The organism is Helicobacter sp. 'house sparrow 1' (genome assembly GCF_900199585.1).
GTDB lineage: Bacteria > Campylobacterota > Campylobacteria > Campylobacterales > Helicobacteraceae > Helicobacter_H.
In genome coordinates, this window is record NZ_FZQY01000004.1 from 475840 (window position 1) to 491042 (window position 15203).

Here is a 15203-nt window from a genome sequence, read left to right on the forward strand (position 1 = left end):
CCCCCTTTTTGGGGGAAGTTTTGGTTTTTTATGAAAATATCTAATAGTTATGAGCTTTTTTTAAAACTTCAAGAAAAAGAACTTCTTAAGAATTCACCCTTATATTGGTGGCCTAATTTTCATAGTTTTGAGGTAGTGGTAGGCGCTATACTTACACAAAACACTAAGTGGGAAAATGTGGCTAAGTCGTTGAAAAATTTAAAAGATAATTTAATACTATCAAAGGATAATAATCAAAGTTTGCATAATTTTGCACAAAGCAATCAAGAAATGATTGCATCTTGTATTGCCTCAAGTGGTTTTTATAGGCAAAAATCAATCCGATTAATTTTGTTGGCACAAAATATTTTGCGAGATTTTGGAGACTTTGATATTTTTGTAAGGGAGGTTTCAAGAGAATGGTTACTTGGGCAAAAGGGAATAGGTTTTGAGAGTGCAGATAGTATTTTAAACTATGCGTGTAATAGGGATATTATGGTAGTTGATAAATATACTCACAGACTTGTTGCAAGCTTAGGATTTGAGTTTGAAGATTATGAGAGTTTAAGAGAATGGTGTGAGGATGGTATTAGAAGCAACTTTGATCAATGGGTCCATAAATATAAAAGCTTGAGTTTAATCTTTTCAAGATTTCATGGGAAAATTGTAGAATTTAGCAAGAGAAAAATGCAATTATAGATAGAATGAGTTTAGATAAATTTAAAATTAAGTAGGATTGATGCTGGAATATGGGGTTGCCCTAACAGGTGGAATTGCTAGTGGTAAGAGTTGTGTTGTGGATATTTTGAGAGAAAAGGGGTTTGTTGTAATTGATGCAGATGAGATTGCACATCAAGCTTTTGATATTAAAAAAGAGAGCTTAAGAGAGGCTTTTAATCTAAAAGATATACAAGAGGTCAATAGAAGAAAAATAGGAGAAATTGTTTTTGCAGATAGTAAAAAAAGAAAAATTTTAGAATCTATTTTGCACCCTATTATTAAAGAAATGATACTTCTTCAATCTTATCAACTAGAGCAAGAAAAAAAGATTTATTTTTTGGATATACCTTTATTTTTTGAAGTGGGTGGTAAAAAAACCTATGAGGTTTGGTTTGTGGCTTTGGTTTTTTGTGAGAGAGAGGTTCAGTTACAGCGCTTATGTAAAAGAAATGCCTTTAGTAAAGAAGAGGCAATACAAAGAATCCAAGCGCAAATACCATTGAATGAGAAAATTCCTTTAAGTGATTATGTGATTGATAATTCTAAGGGCTTGAAGGAACTAGAAGAAAATGTAGATATTTTTTTAAAATATTTAAGTAAAAAGCATCGTTTGCTTTAAATTAAAGCTCATTCTATGATAGAAGAAATATTGACTATAATGCAAACTTATTTGAAAGAGATTTATTTAAATTTCTCTCTAAAGGTCTTAAGAAACTTAAAGAGTTTTGGAAAATAAAAACAGAGTTTGGCTTTGAGATTTGCATAAGGAAGAAGTTCTTTAAGTTCTTCTCTTGTTTTATATTGGCACATTAGTGAAGCAGTGATTGCTGGCGATGCATTATATTTTAAACATCTCTTGATTAGATGTGTAAAACTTTCATTTGGATATAAAAGTAGGAGATTTTTTAGATATAAAGTGTTGTGAAAGAAGCTCCTTGCAATTAGCTTGATATTATGATGATGAAAGGTTGAGGCATGGGATATGGAGCCATATCTAACACGATAATAGTAGCTTGGAGAGGTGACACAAGAAATTGTTTGTGCTTTTAAAAAGCATTCAAATCCAAATTCTAGGTCTTCTATGATAATAGATTCTGGGAAGCGAATTTCTTTAAGTAAGTTTGTTTTAATTAATCCACCGGTTACAAAGGTAAAGCAATGCCTTTTAACTAAAGAGAGATATCTTTTTGATGATATTAAATTATGGTCCTTAATAATGGAGTTGTGTTTTCCAATTTGTATTAATTTTCCTTGCTCATCTATCAAGGAAAAAATACCCAAAGTAATATCAGCCTCTGTTTTCAATGCTTGACCTACAAGCTGTTTGATTGAATCTTTTGAGGCTAATGCATCATCATTATCAATAAAAATAATAAAATCACTTTGGAGGTTAAGTCTATGATTTTGATGGATTTTTTTAATATATGGATGTGCCTCATCTCCTATTGTACCATTTCTCTTTAGAGCAAAGTCTAAACCACAGTTTCTTGCAATGCTTACACCATAATTTTGATTTAATTCAATTAAGATAATATTTGAATGGGAGAGATAATTTTTTGCAATCTGTAAAGAACCATCTGTGCTTCCATCATCTACTAAAATTATCTCAAAATTAGGATAGGTTTGGGAGACACAACTATCAAGGCAGAATTTAAAGTATTTTTTTGCATTATAAATAGGGACAATGCAAGATACTAAAGGGTTGTTTTGCATCTTTATTCCTTGATACTTGAGAGATTTAAGTTTTTTTGAGGATTGATTCTAGCGTATTATCTTTTTATATTTAGTTCTAAGTATTAAAATTCTATAATTCTAAAATTTTTTTACCAACTCTTAAGGATTAGAAAATGATTACTCTTAAAGAAGCATTACAGCTACCACAAGAAGAACTTAAAGATATTAAAGAAGATATCAAAAAAAAGGTAAAGGAAAGTGAAATCAATGCCTATGTTGGTAGCATTAAGAGCTCTCTTGATGGGGGGGTTCCAATACTTATAAAAGATAATATTAATGTAAAAGACTGGGAAATTACTTGCGCAAGCAATATATTAAAGGGCTATGTTGCTCCTTATAATGCAAGTGTAATTGAAAAGTTACATCAAAATAATTTATGTGCTTTTGGTCGTTCTAATATGGATGAATTTGCCATGGGAAGTACAACAGAATCTAGTGCTTATGGAATTACCAAAAATCCCCGTGATTTATCAAGAGTTCCAGGAGGTAGTTCTGGTGGGAGTGCTGCTGCTGTTGCAGGGGGATTGGCAATTGCATCATTGGGAAGTGATACAGGAGGATCTATTAGGCAGCCTGCTGCATATTGTGGTTGTGTGGGATTAAAGCCTACATATGGAAGTGTTAGTCGTTATGGACTTGTAGCATATAGCTCAAGCTTAGATCAAATTGGACCTATCACTCAAAATGTTCAAGATTGTGCCATCTTGTTTGATATTATCAAAGGAGCAGACCATCGAGATTCTACAGTCTCCCAAAGAGAACAAAAAGCAACTTTTGAAAATCTTAATCCTAAAAGAAAAATGAGAATAGCTATCTTGAAAGATATGGTAGAAAATGCAAGTGATGAGATTAAGAAAAATTACTATGAGAGTATAAAAATACTAGATTCTATGGGACATAGTATTGTTGAAAAAAGCATGCTTGATATGAGTTTTCATATCGCAACTTATTATATTATTTGCACTGCAGAGGCAAGTTCCAATCTAGCAAGATTTGATGGTGTAAGATACGGAAATAGGGCACAAGGGGTTCAAAATTTAAAAGATTTATATATCCAAAGTCGCACGCAAGGTTTTGGGGATGAGGTAAGATTAAGGATTTTACTTGGCAGTTTTGTGCTTAGTAGCGGTTATTATGATGCTTATTATCTAAAAGCTCAAAAAGTTAGACAGCTAATTAGAAATCAATATAATGAAATATTAAATGATTGTGATGTAATTTTTTCTCCAGTAACTCCAAGTGTTGCTCCAAAATTTGGTAGTACTAATAGTTCTCTTGAGATGTATTTGAGTGATATTTATACTATAGGCGTTAATCTTGCAGGGTTGCCAGCTTTATCTTTACCTACAGGAAAGAGTAGTGAAAATATGCCAATTGGAATGCAATTTATTGCAAAAGCCTTTGATGAACAAAGTCTTTTAGATATAAGCTTTGCGTTGGAGCAAGAATTAAAAATACAATTTTAGGAGATAAGAATGAGATTGATACAAAAAGCTTTGACTTTTGAAGATATATTATTAGTGCCTGCTTATTCGGAGATTTTGCCAAAGGAAGTGGATTTAGGTTCAAAACTTACAAAAAATATTGGGTTAAACATTCCTTTTGCTTCAGCAGCTATGGATACAGTTACAGAATATAAGACTGCAATAGCTATGGCAAGACTTGGTGGTATTGGAATCATTCATAAGAATATGGATATTTCTTCCCAAGTAAATGAAATCAAGAGGGTTAAAAAATCAGAAAATGGTGTGATTGTAGATCCTATTTCTATTTATGCAGATAAAACTCTAGCACAGGCTAAGGCAATTACAGATAATTATAAAATATCTGGAGTTCCTGTGGTGGATGACAAGGGTATCTTGATTGGAATCTTAACAAATCGCGATATGCGTTTTGAGACAGATTTAACCAAGAAAGTAGGGGATGTAATGACAAAGGCACCCTTAATTACTGTTTCTGTCGGTACTGATTTACAGACTGCTCGTCAAATAATGCATCAGCATAGAATTGAAAAATTACCTATAGTTGATGAGAATCAAGTTTTAAAGGGACTGATTACCATTAAGGATATACAAAAAAGAATTGCTTATCCTAATGCCAATAAGGATGATTTTGGAAGATTAAGAGTTGGTGGAGCAATTGGGGTTGGACAATTTGATAGGGCAAAAGCATTATGTGAAGCTGGTGTTGATGTTTTAGTCTTAGATAGCGCACATGGTCATTCTATTAATGTAATCCGAACACTTGAAACAATAAAAAAAGAATTAGATATAGATGTTATTGTTGGGAATGTTGTAACCCCGCAGGCTACACAAGATTTGATTAGTGCGGGTGCTGATGCGGTAAAAGTAGGAATTGGTCCTGGAAGTATCTGTACTACAAGGATTGTTGCAGGTGTTGGAATGCCTCAAATATCTGCAATTGATGGATGCGTAAATGTTGCATCTAAATATAATGTTCCCATTATTGCAGATGGGGGGATTAAATATTCAGGTGATGTAGCAAAAGCATTGGCAGTAGGTGCCTCAAGTGTTATGATAGGAAGTCTTTTAGCAGGAACAGAGGAATCTCCAGGAGATTTGGTTCTTTTCCAAGGAAGACAATATAAAAGTTATCGTGGAATGGGTAGTATAGGGGCTATGACTCGAGGTAGTTCAGATAGATATTTCCAAGAGGGAACTGCTCAAGATAAGCTTGTACCAGAGGGAATTGAGGGAAGGGTTCCTTATCGTGGGAAAATCGCGGATGTAATCCATCAATTGGTAGGAGGACTAAGATCCTCAATGGGTTATTTAGGAAGTAAGAATATACCTACATTATGGGAGAGGGCAGAATTTGTTGAGATTACTGCAGCAGGTTTGAGAGAATCCCATGTTCATGATGTGGATATTACTAAAGAAGCACCAAATTATCACGGATAATTGAATATTGAGTGATAAGAAGATACAAAGTGCTGATGGAAGTCAGACATACTACAGCCATCTTTTTAGAGAATGCTATCATAGCCTAAAAGATGGTGCTCTCACAGAAACCTTACATAAGCATATTTTTCCTCCAATTTTGTTTGGAGATTTTTTAAGAAGAAAAAAGATTAAAATATTAGATCTTTGTTTTGGGCTAGGCTATAACTCTTTTGCAACTTTTTGGGTTTATAGGAAGAAGTATTGCTATGGGGGTGAAATTACCATATTATCTCCAGAAATAGATGTGAGTGTCTTTGATAAAATCTTAGATATTGAATATCCAAATGAATGGGGTATAAAGAGGGATATTATATTAAGTCTAGAAAAAGAGAAAAAAGTAAGCTTAGATTCAAAATTTACTCTTGAAGTAAAAATCATAGATGCAAGAAAGTTATTGCAGGAAATCAAAGATTTAGAAATAGACATTGTTTATTATGATGTTTTTTCTCCCAAATCTACTCCAGAGTTATGGGATAGGGATTTTTTTTCAGCCTTGCATAGAATTTTAGATTCTAATGGTATGATTACCACCTACACAACCCATCAAAGTATTTATGAAATTGCCAGAAAAACAGGGTTTAGGGTCTATAAATATAAGAATGGGTATTGCAGAAAGAGTACAATTTTTACAAAAAATCTTTTGTTGCATCACCCTTCTTTAGATTTGAAAGCCTAAATTCTTATCTTCCCCAAACATACCCTTAAGTTCTTTTTGTATATTTTCAATAAAATCACTCTCCTCAAAGACAGGATTCTTTTTTACAGCAACTTGATAGGCAGTATTTTTCACAATGAGGGCAATTTGTCCCCCACTAAGATTATAGGTGCAAAGTTTTTCTGCAAGAGTTTGAATGCTATGAGATTTAAACTTCGCATTTTTTGGTAGATGTTGGGTCCAAAGAAGTTTTCTTTGTTCCTGTGTAGGTTTTTTGAATTCTATTTTGTAATTAAAGCGTCGTGAAAAAGCACTATCAATTGTGTCAAGTAAATTTGTAGTAGCAATCAAAATTCCATCAAATTTTTCAATTTGTTCTAAAAAGATATTTTGCATTTGATTATGCATTTTTTCTGCACCACTGCCACTATTGGCCCTTAGACTTAGGAATTGATCTGCCTCATCTAGAAGTAAGATAGGGGGATTTTTTATTTTTTTTACAATATCTTTGTAATTATCAAATATTTTTCTTACATTTTTTTCAGATTCTCCAATATACATTGACAAAATTTTTGAACAATCAAGACTTAAAACTTGTTTTTTTAAACTTTTTGCAATACCTAGTGCAGTGAGTGTTTTTCCAGTCCCAGAAGGACCATAAAGAATAATTCTTGCATCAATATTTTTTTTATTCTTAATTCCCCATTGTCTTAATAAATCAGTTACTTTTGGATCAATTTGTTTCAACAAAGTTTGTAGTGTGTTTTGTGTTAATGGAGTTAATACAATATTATCTAAGGGGATTTTTGGCTCTAATATTTCAAAGAAATCCTGCTCTTGTATAATAGTTTGTAGTGAAATTTTTTGTTTTTGTTTTGTGATTTTTGGATAAAGAATCTTTTGCAAAATATCCTCGTGGATATAAAAAGTTCTAGAAATACCCCCAAAAGGATTGATGATCTCATCATAATCAAGGATTTTCTTTTCAATAAGTGTGCTCTTTTCATCAAACAAAGAGCGGTTTTTAATCCTATCATATTCATCAATACTGATTAATTCTATTAAGATATTCATATCTCTAAAATTCTCATTACCCCCAGAATATTCTTCCTTAAGCAGAGTAAAAAATATGATCTCTTCTTGTGGGCTAAGATGATTTTCTTGGATAATTTTATAAGCAGGTATATTGATTTTTGTAATTTTTAATCTAGCAAGGATTTTTTCTTCAACGCTCTTGAGATTATACTTTGTCTTTGAAGAAAAAAAAGTATTATTCTTTTCATAAATTAATTTTTGAAGCAAAGATATTCTTAAAAACTGATCTTTTAAATACTCAAAGTGATCTTGATAAGGAGTGATCTCTGGAATCTCAATTTCTAAACTACCTTCCTCAAGCAACTTGAAAAACATTGGAGTAAGGGACACTTCAAAGTAGAGTATCTCAAGAAGACTCATCTGTTTTATGGGTTGAAAACTATCTTCCATAATCCACCCTAGCTCAAGAAGATGTTTTATTTTTTGCAAAAATTTTAAAATATCTTGATTATTTTTAATTTTAAATAAATGTTTTAGTAGAGTTGAGACAGTAAAATCTTTTGTATTTTCCAGATAATTTTCTAGCATAAAATGTAAAATTTTAGCTTCATCTAAATCGCATTTAAGATGGGGAAAAATTTTTGTCATCTGTAAGTTTTTGTTTTTTAAAAAATCATTTAAGAAGTGCATTTTCCTACTCTATTATCTAAAATAATAAAAATATTGCTAGAAGTATCATAACTTCTTTTTATGTATTTTCAAGCAAACTATTTATCTTAATTTTTTGCTTATGTTCTCTTAAATAAAAACTCACGAGCTTTTATTTATAAACGCTCATTTTTATAGGGAATATGAAGAATTTTACCCTATAAAAACCACATCTTTTTAAAGATATTGTTTTTTTTGCTGATAATTCTTAATTGTTTTCTTTTGCATGTTTTTTATCTTTTGGTGTAAGGATAATAGGTGTTCCCTCAAAGTTAAATTTTTCTCTTAAATAATTAATCAGATATCTCTTATAGCTAAAATGCAAAGCTTTAGGACGATTCATAATAAGGGCAATTTGTGGAGGATTTGTTTCATATTGGGTTGCATAGTAAATGCGAACAATCTTTCCATGATCACTTGGCAAAGGATGCCTTTTTGTTGCCTCTAAGATTGTTTCATTTAAAATACTTGTTGGAATCCTATAGGTAAGATTCTCATAAACTTCTAGTATTTTTTGTTTAATCTCTGTGATGTGTCTTTTATTTAAGGCACTTACAGTGATAATTGGAGCATACTCTAAGAATCTAAATCGATACTTTAATTCAGCAATAATTTCTTTGTATTCAGATTTTCTAATATCCCATTTATTTAAAATGATAATAACACCCAAGGTATGTTTATCAACAAGAGAACTGATTTTTTCATCAAGTTCCACAAAATCCGTACTTACATCTAAAACCAGTAATGCAATATCACTCTTTTCTAAAACTTTATTGGTACGATCTAATGCAAACTTTTCAATTCCTTTTATTTTGCTTCTTCTGCGCAATCCAGCAGTATCTACAAAACATATGGTTTTTTCTTTAAAAACAATACTTTCATCAACAGGATCAATAGTAGTTCCTTCAATAGGACTTACCATACTTCTATCAGAATTGGTTAAGGCATTAAGTAGGGAGCTTTTTCCAACATTTACTCTTCCAATAATCCCGACATTAATAATAGAATCCATCTTATCTTGTAGGGGGTCTTGTGAGTAATTTTGAGGCATATTTTCAATAAACTCTTCCAAACTCTCCTCAGCATCTTTAGAAATATCATTTGGGTTTTGTAAATTGAGATGATAAAGAATAGATTGAATCAAAAACCTTATCCCTCTATTGTGGCTTACAGAAATAAAAAAAGTATTTTGAACCCCAAAGTTATCAAATTCATAGGCTAGTTGTTTATCTTTATCATTGTCAATTTTATTGATTACTAGGAAGCACTTTTTTTGTATTTTTTGCAAAGCATAAAATAGTTTTCTATCTTCATCATCTGGAATATTTTTTCCATCAACAAGATATAAAATTAAATCAGCCTCTTTTGCTACTTTGAAAGTTTTTTCCTTGATTTGACTAAAGAAATCTGTGCTATCATCAATCCCTCCTGTATCTAAAACCAAGATCTCATTCCCTTCAAGATCAATCATTTTTCTATTAACATCACGGGTGGTTCCAGATATATCAGAAGTAATGGCAATCTTTTGTTTTGCAAGGCGGTTAAAAAGGGAGCTTTTCCCAACATTGGGTTTTCCTAAAATTGCGATCTTTTTCATCATGGTTAATTTTATTTTTCCTAATTTTATTTTTCTTAAATTGCAGAAACATTTTTGAAATAATACTACAAAAGACAAGAGTTTGTAATCCATAGCATCCAGTCTTTTTTTCAAAGCCTAAAGAGAATTGGGGTATCAAGATTAATGGATAAAATTTTATTGTAATTTTATCTTTCAGGCTTGTTTTTGGTTAATACATTAGTTTATAATTAGGGATTAATTTTAATAAGTAAATAGCTAATAAGTTTAGGCATAATGAATAAAGATTTAGGAAGAGTGAGCTATGTTTAGGATTTTTGTAAGTCTTGTTTTGTGTTTTGTTTGGATCAGGGCTTTAGATGAATTAAATATTGAGGGATTAAACTTACCTCAAGAACAAGATGGTGCAGTAGAAATCCCTTCTACGCAGGAACAAAATGTAGAAAATATTATAGATCCAATCATTAGCATTAAACCCGTTGAAGAAGAAAATCAAGAGCAGGATAAAAAAGAGCCCAAAGAAGATATAAAAAAACAGGAACAAGAAGCAAAAGAAGAACAAATAAATACAACAGAAATAAATCAAGAGAATGAAAAAATTGATATACCACTTTTACCTCAAAACTTTGATGGGAAAGAGGAAATTATTGATACCACAAAGAATGAAGCTAAGCAAAGAGAAGAGCAAAGATTAAGGGATGAGCAGGCTAAGTTAGAAGAGCAAAAGAGGCTTGAGGAGGAGTTGATGCAGGAGGATCAAGAATTTGAAGGTAGTTTTACTCAAGGTGATTCTCAAGAGGCGCAAGGTGGTTTAAAATCCCAAGATAATAAGCAAGAAGCTATAGTGAATGAGAAAGAAAAAATGGATAAACCACGGGTGCAATTAGAAGAGACAACAAGTAAAAAGGAAACAAAACAAGAAAGCAAAAAGGTTAGTTTCACTCAAGAAGATTTTTTTGAGTTAGATGAGGATGATTTTGCATTAGAGAGACAGGGAAAAGATTATATGATTAAGGTCTTATCTCTTGACTTAGAGGCTTTTGTAAATGGAAAGACTTATAACGAAAAAAATCAGGTGCAAACTTTTGGTGTAAATGATAATTTTACGCAAATTGTTAGTCAAGATGGAAAGATACAAGAATATAAGTTTTTTCAAAAATCAAGCAAGAAAAATACTATTTTAAATAATGTGAAATTTCCTCTGGAAAAAATTGATTTTGATACATATAAAATAGTGATGGAGGATACTCCAAGTTCTTTTGATATATCAAATTGTAAGATTACGATAAAAAAAGAGTTAAATGCTAAGTTGAATCAAAACAAGGAAGTGATTATTGATCTTGATGTTAGGAGAGAGTTAAGAAACACAACAAACTTTAAATTGTTTCTAAACTGTCCTAGATAATTTAACCTTTAAAATTTTTGGTTTTAATATCTCTATCTTATAAATAGAGATGAGTTTTATTTATAAGCAATAATTTTTAAGGAGCTAACGATGAATTATGCTGAGTTTATTATAGAGAAAGTAAAAAGAGAAAATCCTAATCAATGTGAGTTTCATCAGGCGGTTCAAGAGGTTATTGGGACATTAAGGCCTTTGTTAGATCAGGAAAAAAAATATCAAGATTATGCAATTTTAGAACGACTGGTTGTTCCTGATAGAGAGATACATTTTCGTGTGACTTGGGTAGATGATAATCATAAGGTTCAGGTAAATAGGGGTTATAGGATTGAGTTTAATGGGGCAATAGGACCATATAAAGGTGGTTTGCGTTTTCATCCAAGTGTAAATCAAGGCATTATTAAGTTTTTGGGCTTTGAGCAAGTTTTAAAAAATTCTCTTACTACTTTAGCAATGGGAGGAGGAAAAGGAGGAAGTGATTTTGATCCAAAGGGTAGGAGTGATGGAGAGATTATGCGTTTTTGCCAAGCATTTATGAATGAACTTTTTAGGCATATTGGGGATCATACAGATGTTCCTGCTGGAGATATTGGAGTGGGTGGAAGAGAGATTGGTTATTTGTTTGGGCAATATAAGAAACTAACCAATCGATTTGATGGTGTTTTGACAGGAAAAGGTTTAAATTGGGGTGGAAGCCTTGCTAGAACGGAAGCAACAGGATATGGATCTGTTTATTTTGCTCAAGAAATGCTAAAAGCAAGAGGGGAGAGTTTAGAAGGTAAAATTTGCACAGTTTCTGGAAGTGGAAATGTAGCAATTTATACAGTTGAAAAGCTTTATCACTTAGGAGCAAAACCTGTTACAGTAAGTGATTCTAGAGGAATGATTTATGATGAAGAGGGGATTGATTTAGCCTTATTAAAAGAGATTAAAGAGGTAAGAAGAGAGAGTTTAAGTGTATATGCAAAAGAAAAAAGTAGCGCAAGATATACAAGTATAGAAGAATATCCAAGTGATTCTAATCCTGTGTGGAGCATTCCTTGTTTTGCTGCTTTTCCAAGTGCAACACAAAATGAGCTAAATTTGAAAGATGCAAAACTACTTTTAGCAAATGGCTGTAAATGTGTAAGTGAAGGGGCTAATATGCCATCAACTTTAGAAGCTACGGAATTGTTTTTACAATCTAAAATTTGCTATGGTCCAGCAAAAGCTGCAAATGCTGGGGGTGTTGCTGTAAGTGGCTTAGAAATGTCTCAAAATGCTAGTATGACAAAGTGGAGCTTTGAGATGGTTGATAAAAAGTTGCAACATATTATGGAAGATATCTTTATTAATGTTTCTCAGACAGCTCAAGAGTTTAAGGATCCTACAAATTTGGTGATGGGAGCAAATATAGCTGGTTTTAGAAAGGTTGCAAATTCTATGATAGACCAAGGAATAGTATAGATTTATGGATTGGAGTTTTATTTTTGCAAATACTGGGTTATTTGCAAAAGCCCTACTTTTGACTCTTAAAATTTCCTTTTTTGGAATTTTGGGAGCTATTTTATTAGGTTTTTTTACAAGTATTGTGCTTTATTATAGGATTATTTTTTTGTCTCCTATTGCTAAGATGTATGTTGAATTTTTTAGAAATACTCCTTTGCTCATTCACTTATTCTTTTTATATTATGGATTGGGGCAGATTGGGATTTATATCCAAGCTTATTATTGCGCGATTATTGGAGTTGTTTTTCTTGGTGGTGCTTATATGACAGAGAGTTTTCGCTTAGGATTAGATTCTATTTCAAAAATACAACAAGAAAGTGCGATGAGCTTAGGACTTAATAGATCCCAAGTTATGTTTTATGTATTACTTCCACAATCTCTGCGTATTGCTATGCCATCTATAGGTGCAAATGTTATTTTTTTGCTAAAAGAAACATCTGTAGTGAGTGCGATTGCACTTGCTGATATCGTATTTGTCGCAAAAGATTTAATTGGAACTTATTATAAAACCACAGAAACTTTATTTATGCTTGTAATGGCCTATTTGGTTGTTTTACTTCCTTTATCTTTGTTGTTTACCTGGCTTGAGACAAGGTATAAGAGGAAATTTTAATGGAAACTTTGTTAGATGCAGGCCTAATCCAACGATTATGGGGTGGGTTATATTTTACTTTATATATTGCAATTATTTCTATTGTATTTTCAATTTTTGGAGGTTTCTTATTTGGTTTTTTAATGACCAGTAGATTTTTTGTTATCAGATTTTCTTGTCGTTTATTGCTAGATATAGTTAGGATTATTCCAATCATTGTGTGGCTTTTTCTAGTATTTTTTGGTTTGGGATTAGTTTTTCAGATTACTTCTATAATGGCTTGCATTATTGTTTTTAGCATATGGGGTATTGTGGAAGCAGGTGATTTAACCAGAGGGGCTATTACATCAGTAAGTCAGCATCAAATACAAAGTGCAAGAGCTCTAGGATTAAATAATATTCAAATACAGCTTTCAATTATTTTTCCATTAGTGATTTTGCAAATCATCCCCTCATTTTTAAATCTTTTTACAAGGGTTATTAAAACTACAGCTTTAGTTTCTTTAATCGGTGTAATGGATTTACTTAAGGTTGGACAACAAATTATTGAAACAAAAAGTTTGAGTTTTCCTAGTATTAGTTTTTGGGTTTATGCACTTATTTTGTTGATTTATTTTGTGGTTTGTTATGGGCTTTCTCTTTTGGGTTCGTTTTTAGAGAAGAAATTGGATTATAGGAAGTGAGATGTCAGTAGTATTGGAAGTAAAAAAATTAGTGAAATATTATCAAAAGGGTCATAATATCTTAGATTCTATAGATTTGCAAATAAAAAAAGGTGAGGTGGTTGTTATTTTAGGTTCTAGTGGTTGTGGAAAAAGCACTTTTTTAAGATGCTTGAATGGGTTAGAACAAATTCAAGGTGGAGAGATTTGGCTACATCAAAAAAAGCTTGATCTTCAGAATGATTGGCATCAAGTGAGGCAAAAAATAGGTATGGTATTCCAAAACTATGAGCTATTTCCACATATGAATGTGTTAAATAATATCTTGTTAGCACCATTAAAAGTCCAAAAGCGTAATAAAAAAGAGGTAGAGCAAGAGGCATTATCACTTTTAAAAAGAATGGGGTTAGCAGATAAGGTTGATTTTATGCCTCATTCTCTAAGTGGTGGGCAAAAGCAAAGAGTTGCAATTGCAAGAGCTTTATGTACGCGACCAGAAATTTTACTTTTGGATGAGATTACTGCTTCTTTGGATCCAGAAATGGTAAAAGAGGTTTTAGATATTGTTTTAGAGCTTGCAAAAGATGGCATGACAATGGTGATTGTTACACACGAAATGAGGTTTGCTCGCTTAATTGCAGATCGAATTGTTTTTTTTGATCAGGGTAAAATTATCGAAGAGGCAAAGCCACAAGATTTTTTCTCTCACCCAAAAACAAAAAAAGCGCAAAATTTTTTAAATATTTTTGGTTTTTAAGATTTTTTGATAGGATTTAAGCCATTTTAACTTAAAGGATAAAAGATGACTTCTAAAAAAAGTAAGTTATTTTATTTATTTATATTATTAATAGGAATGTTTTTTGTATCTTGTGGTGATAATAAGAATACTAAGGCTCAAAATTCTTTAGATTTCATTAAAAAAGAGGGGGTTTTGAGAGTAGGTGTTTTTAGTGATAAACCTCCTTTTAGTTATATCAATTCTAAGGGTGAGTTTGATGGTTTTGATGTCTATATTGCTAAAAGGATTGCAAAAGATTTGTTAGGAGATTCTTCAAAAATTGAGTTTATTCCTGTGGAAGCTGCGGCTAGAGTAGAGTTTTTAAAATCAAGAAAAATTGATCTTTTAATGGCAAATTTTACAAAGACTAAGGAGAGAGAAGAGGTTGTTGATTTTGCAAAACCTTATATGAAAGTTTCACTAGGTATTGTGTCAGAAAATGGGAAGATTAAACGTATTAGCCAACTTAAGGGCAAGAAGTTAATTGTGGATAAAGGGACTACGGCAGATTTTTATTTTACTAAGAATCATCCAGATATAGAGCTTTTAAAATATGAGCAAAATACTGATGCTTTTTTGGCATTAAAAACACGTAGGGCAGAGGCTTTGGCTCATGATAATACACTAATTTTTGCTTGGGCTAAGCAAAATCCTCCATTTGCAGTTGGAATGGATTCTATAGGAGATCAGGATGTAATTGCTCCGGCAGTAAGAAAGGGTGAAAAAGAATTTTTGCAATGGTTAGATGATGAAATCACTCAGCTTACTGAGTCAGGATTTATGAAAGAGGCTTATGATGCAACCCTAAGACCTTTTTATGGTAGCGAAATAAAGCCTGAAGTTGTTATTTTTGAAAAATAAACTAGAAACAAGATAAAATTATGAAGTAATTTTGATATTCAGAGGAGAAG

Annotated in this window: 14 protein-coding genes; 11 read left to right on the plus strand and 3 right to left on the minus strand. The window is 31.8% G+C overall.

The features are described from left to right. The first annotated feature begins 30 nt into the window (after positions 1-30). A complete protein-coding gene (locus tag C6H31_RS02765) occupies positions 31-678 on the plus strand; it encodes a 3-methyladenine DNA glycosylase (protein ID WP_104697269.1) in 648 nt (215 codons plus the stop codon). Positions 679-718: 40 nt separating this feature from the next. Then, positions 719-1318 carry a dephospho-CoA kinase gene (gene coaE / locus C6H31_RS02770; protein WP_233709902.1) on the plus strand — a complete coding sequence of 200 codons (600 nt, stop codon included), beginning with the start codon at positions 719-721 and terminating at the stop codon, positions 1316-1318. 62 nt (positions 1319-1380) lie between these two features. Here coaE and C6H31_RS02775 read toward each other — a convergent pair whose 3' ends face one another. Beyond that, complete coding sequence (locus C6H31_RS02775) at positions 1381-2412, minus strand: glycosyltransferase family 2 protein (protein WP_104697271.1); 1032 nt, start codon at positions 2410-2412, stop codon at positions 1381-1383. Positions 2413-2546: 134 nt separating this feature from the next. Here C6H31_RS02775 and gatA point away from each other — a divergent pair, with 134 nt between their 5' ends. Genes gatA through C6H31_RS02790 form a run of 3 tightly spaced genes read left to right on the plus strand, consistent with a single transcriptional unit; the run spans position 2547 to position 6072 of the window. Beyond that, positions 2547-3899, plus strand: coding sequence for an Asp-tRNA(Asn)/Glu-tRNA(Gln) amidotransferase subunit GatA (gatA, locus tag C6H31_RS02780; protein WP_104697272.1), 1353 nt, complete (start codon positions 2547-2549; stop codon positions 3897-3899). Positions 3900-3908: 9 nt separating this feature from the next. Continuing rightward, positions 3909-5354 (plus strand): IMP dehydrogenase, encoded by a 1446-nt coding sequence (gene guaB, locus C6H31_RS02785; protein ID WP_104697273.1) that lies wholly within the window; start codon positions 3909-3911, stop codon positions 5352-5354. 7 nt (positions 5355-5361) lie between these two features. Next, positions 5362-6072, plus strand: coding sequence for an MnmC family methyltransferase (locus C6H31_RS02790; protein ID WP_158654703.1), 711 nt, complete (start codon positions 5362-5364; stop codon positions 6070-6072). On the opposite strand, the gene C6H31_RS02795 is transcribed toward C6H31_RS02790, so the two are convergent. Both C6H31_RS02795 and der read right to left on the minus strand, forming a co-directional pair. Continuing rightward, complete coding sequence (locus C6H31_RS02795; protein WP_104697275.1) at positions 6055-7776, minus strand: AAA family ATPase; 1722 nt, start codon at positions 7774-7776, stop codon at positions 6055-6057. The two genes, C6H31_RS02790 and C6H31_RS02795, sit on opposite strands and share 18 nt — an antisense overlap. A gap of 226 nt (positions 7777-8002) precedes the next feature. Next, a complete protein-coding gene (der, locus tag C6H31_RS02800) occupies positions 8003-9391 on the minus strand; it encodes a ribosome biogenesis GTPase Der (protein ID WP_104697384.1) in 1389 nt (462 codons plus the stop codon). Positions 9392-9674: 283 nt separating this feature from the next. Here der and C6H31_RS07000 point away from each other — a divergent pair, with 283 nt between their 5' ends. The 6 genes from C6H31_RS07000 to C6H31_RS02835 all read left to right on the plus strand — a co-directional run bounded on the left by C6H31_RS07000 (position 9675) and on the right by C6H31_RS02835 (position 15153). Continuing rightward, positions 9675-10775 carry a hypothetical protein gene (locus C6H31_RS07000; protein ID WP_158654704.1) on the plus strand — a complete coding sequence of 367 codons (1101 nt, stop codon included), beginning with the start codon at positions 9675-9677 and terminating at the stop codon, positions 10773-10775. Positions 10776-10865: 90 nt separating this feature from the next. Then, positions 10866-12218, plus strand: coding sequence for an NADP-specific glutamate dehydrogenase (gene gdhA / locus C6H31_RS02815; protein ID WP_104697278.1), 1353 nt, complete (start codon positions 10866-10868; stop codon positions 12216-12218). A gap of 4 nt (positions 12219-12222) precedes the next feature. After that, the gene (locus C6H31_RS02820) at positions 12223-12873 is read left to right on the plus strand and encodes an amino acid ABC transporter permease (protein ID WP_104697279.1); all 651 of its coding nucleotides are present in this window, start codon (positions 12223-12225) and stop codon (positions 12871-12873) included. Then, positions 12873-13535 (plus strand): amino acid ABC transporter permease, encoded by a 663-nt coding sequence (locus tag C6H31_RS02825; protein ID WP_104697280.1) that lies wholly within the window; start codon positions 12873-12875, stop codon positions 13533-13535. Before C6H31_RS02820 ends, C6H31_RS02825 begins: the two co-directional genes overlap by 1 nt. 1 nt (position 13536) lies before the next feature. After that, positions 13537-14271, plus strand: coding sequence for an amino acid ABC transporter ATP-binding protein (locus C6H31_RS02830; protein ID WP_104697281.1), 735 nt, complete (start codon positions 13537-13539; stop codon positions 14269-14271). A gap of 45 nt (positions 14272-14316) precedes the next feature. Continuing rightward, positions 14317-15153 (plus strand): cysteine ABC transporter substrate-binding protein, encoded by an 837-nt coding sequence (locus tag C6H31_RS02835; RefSeq protein ID WP_104697282.1) that lies wholly within the window; start codon positions 14317-14319, stop codon positions 15151-15153. Positions 15154-15203 lie beyond the last annotated feature (50 nt).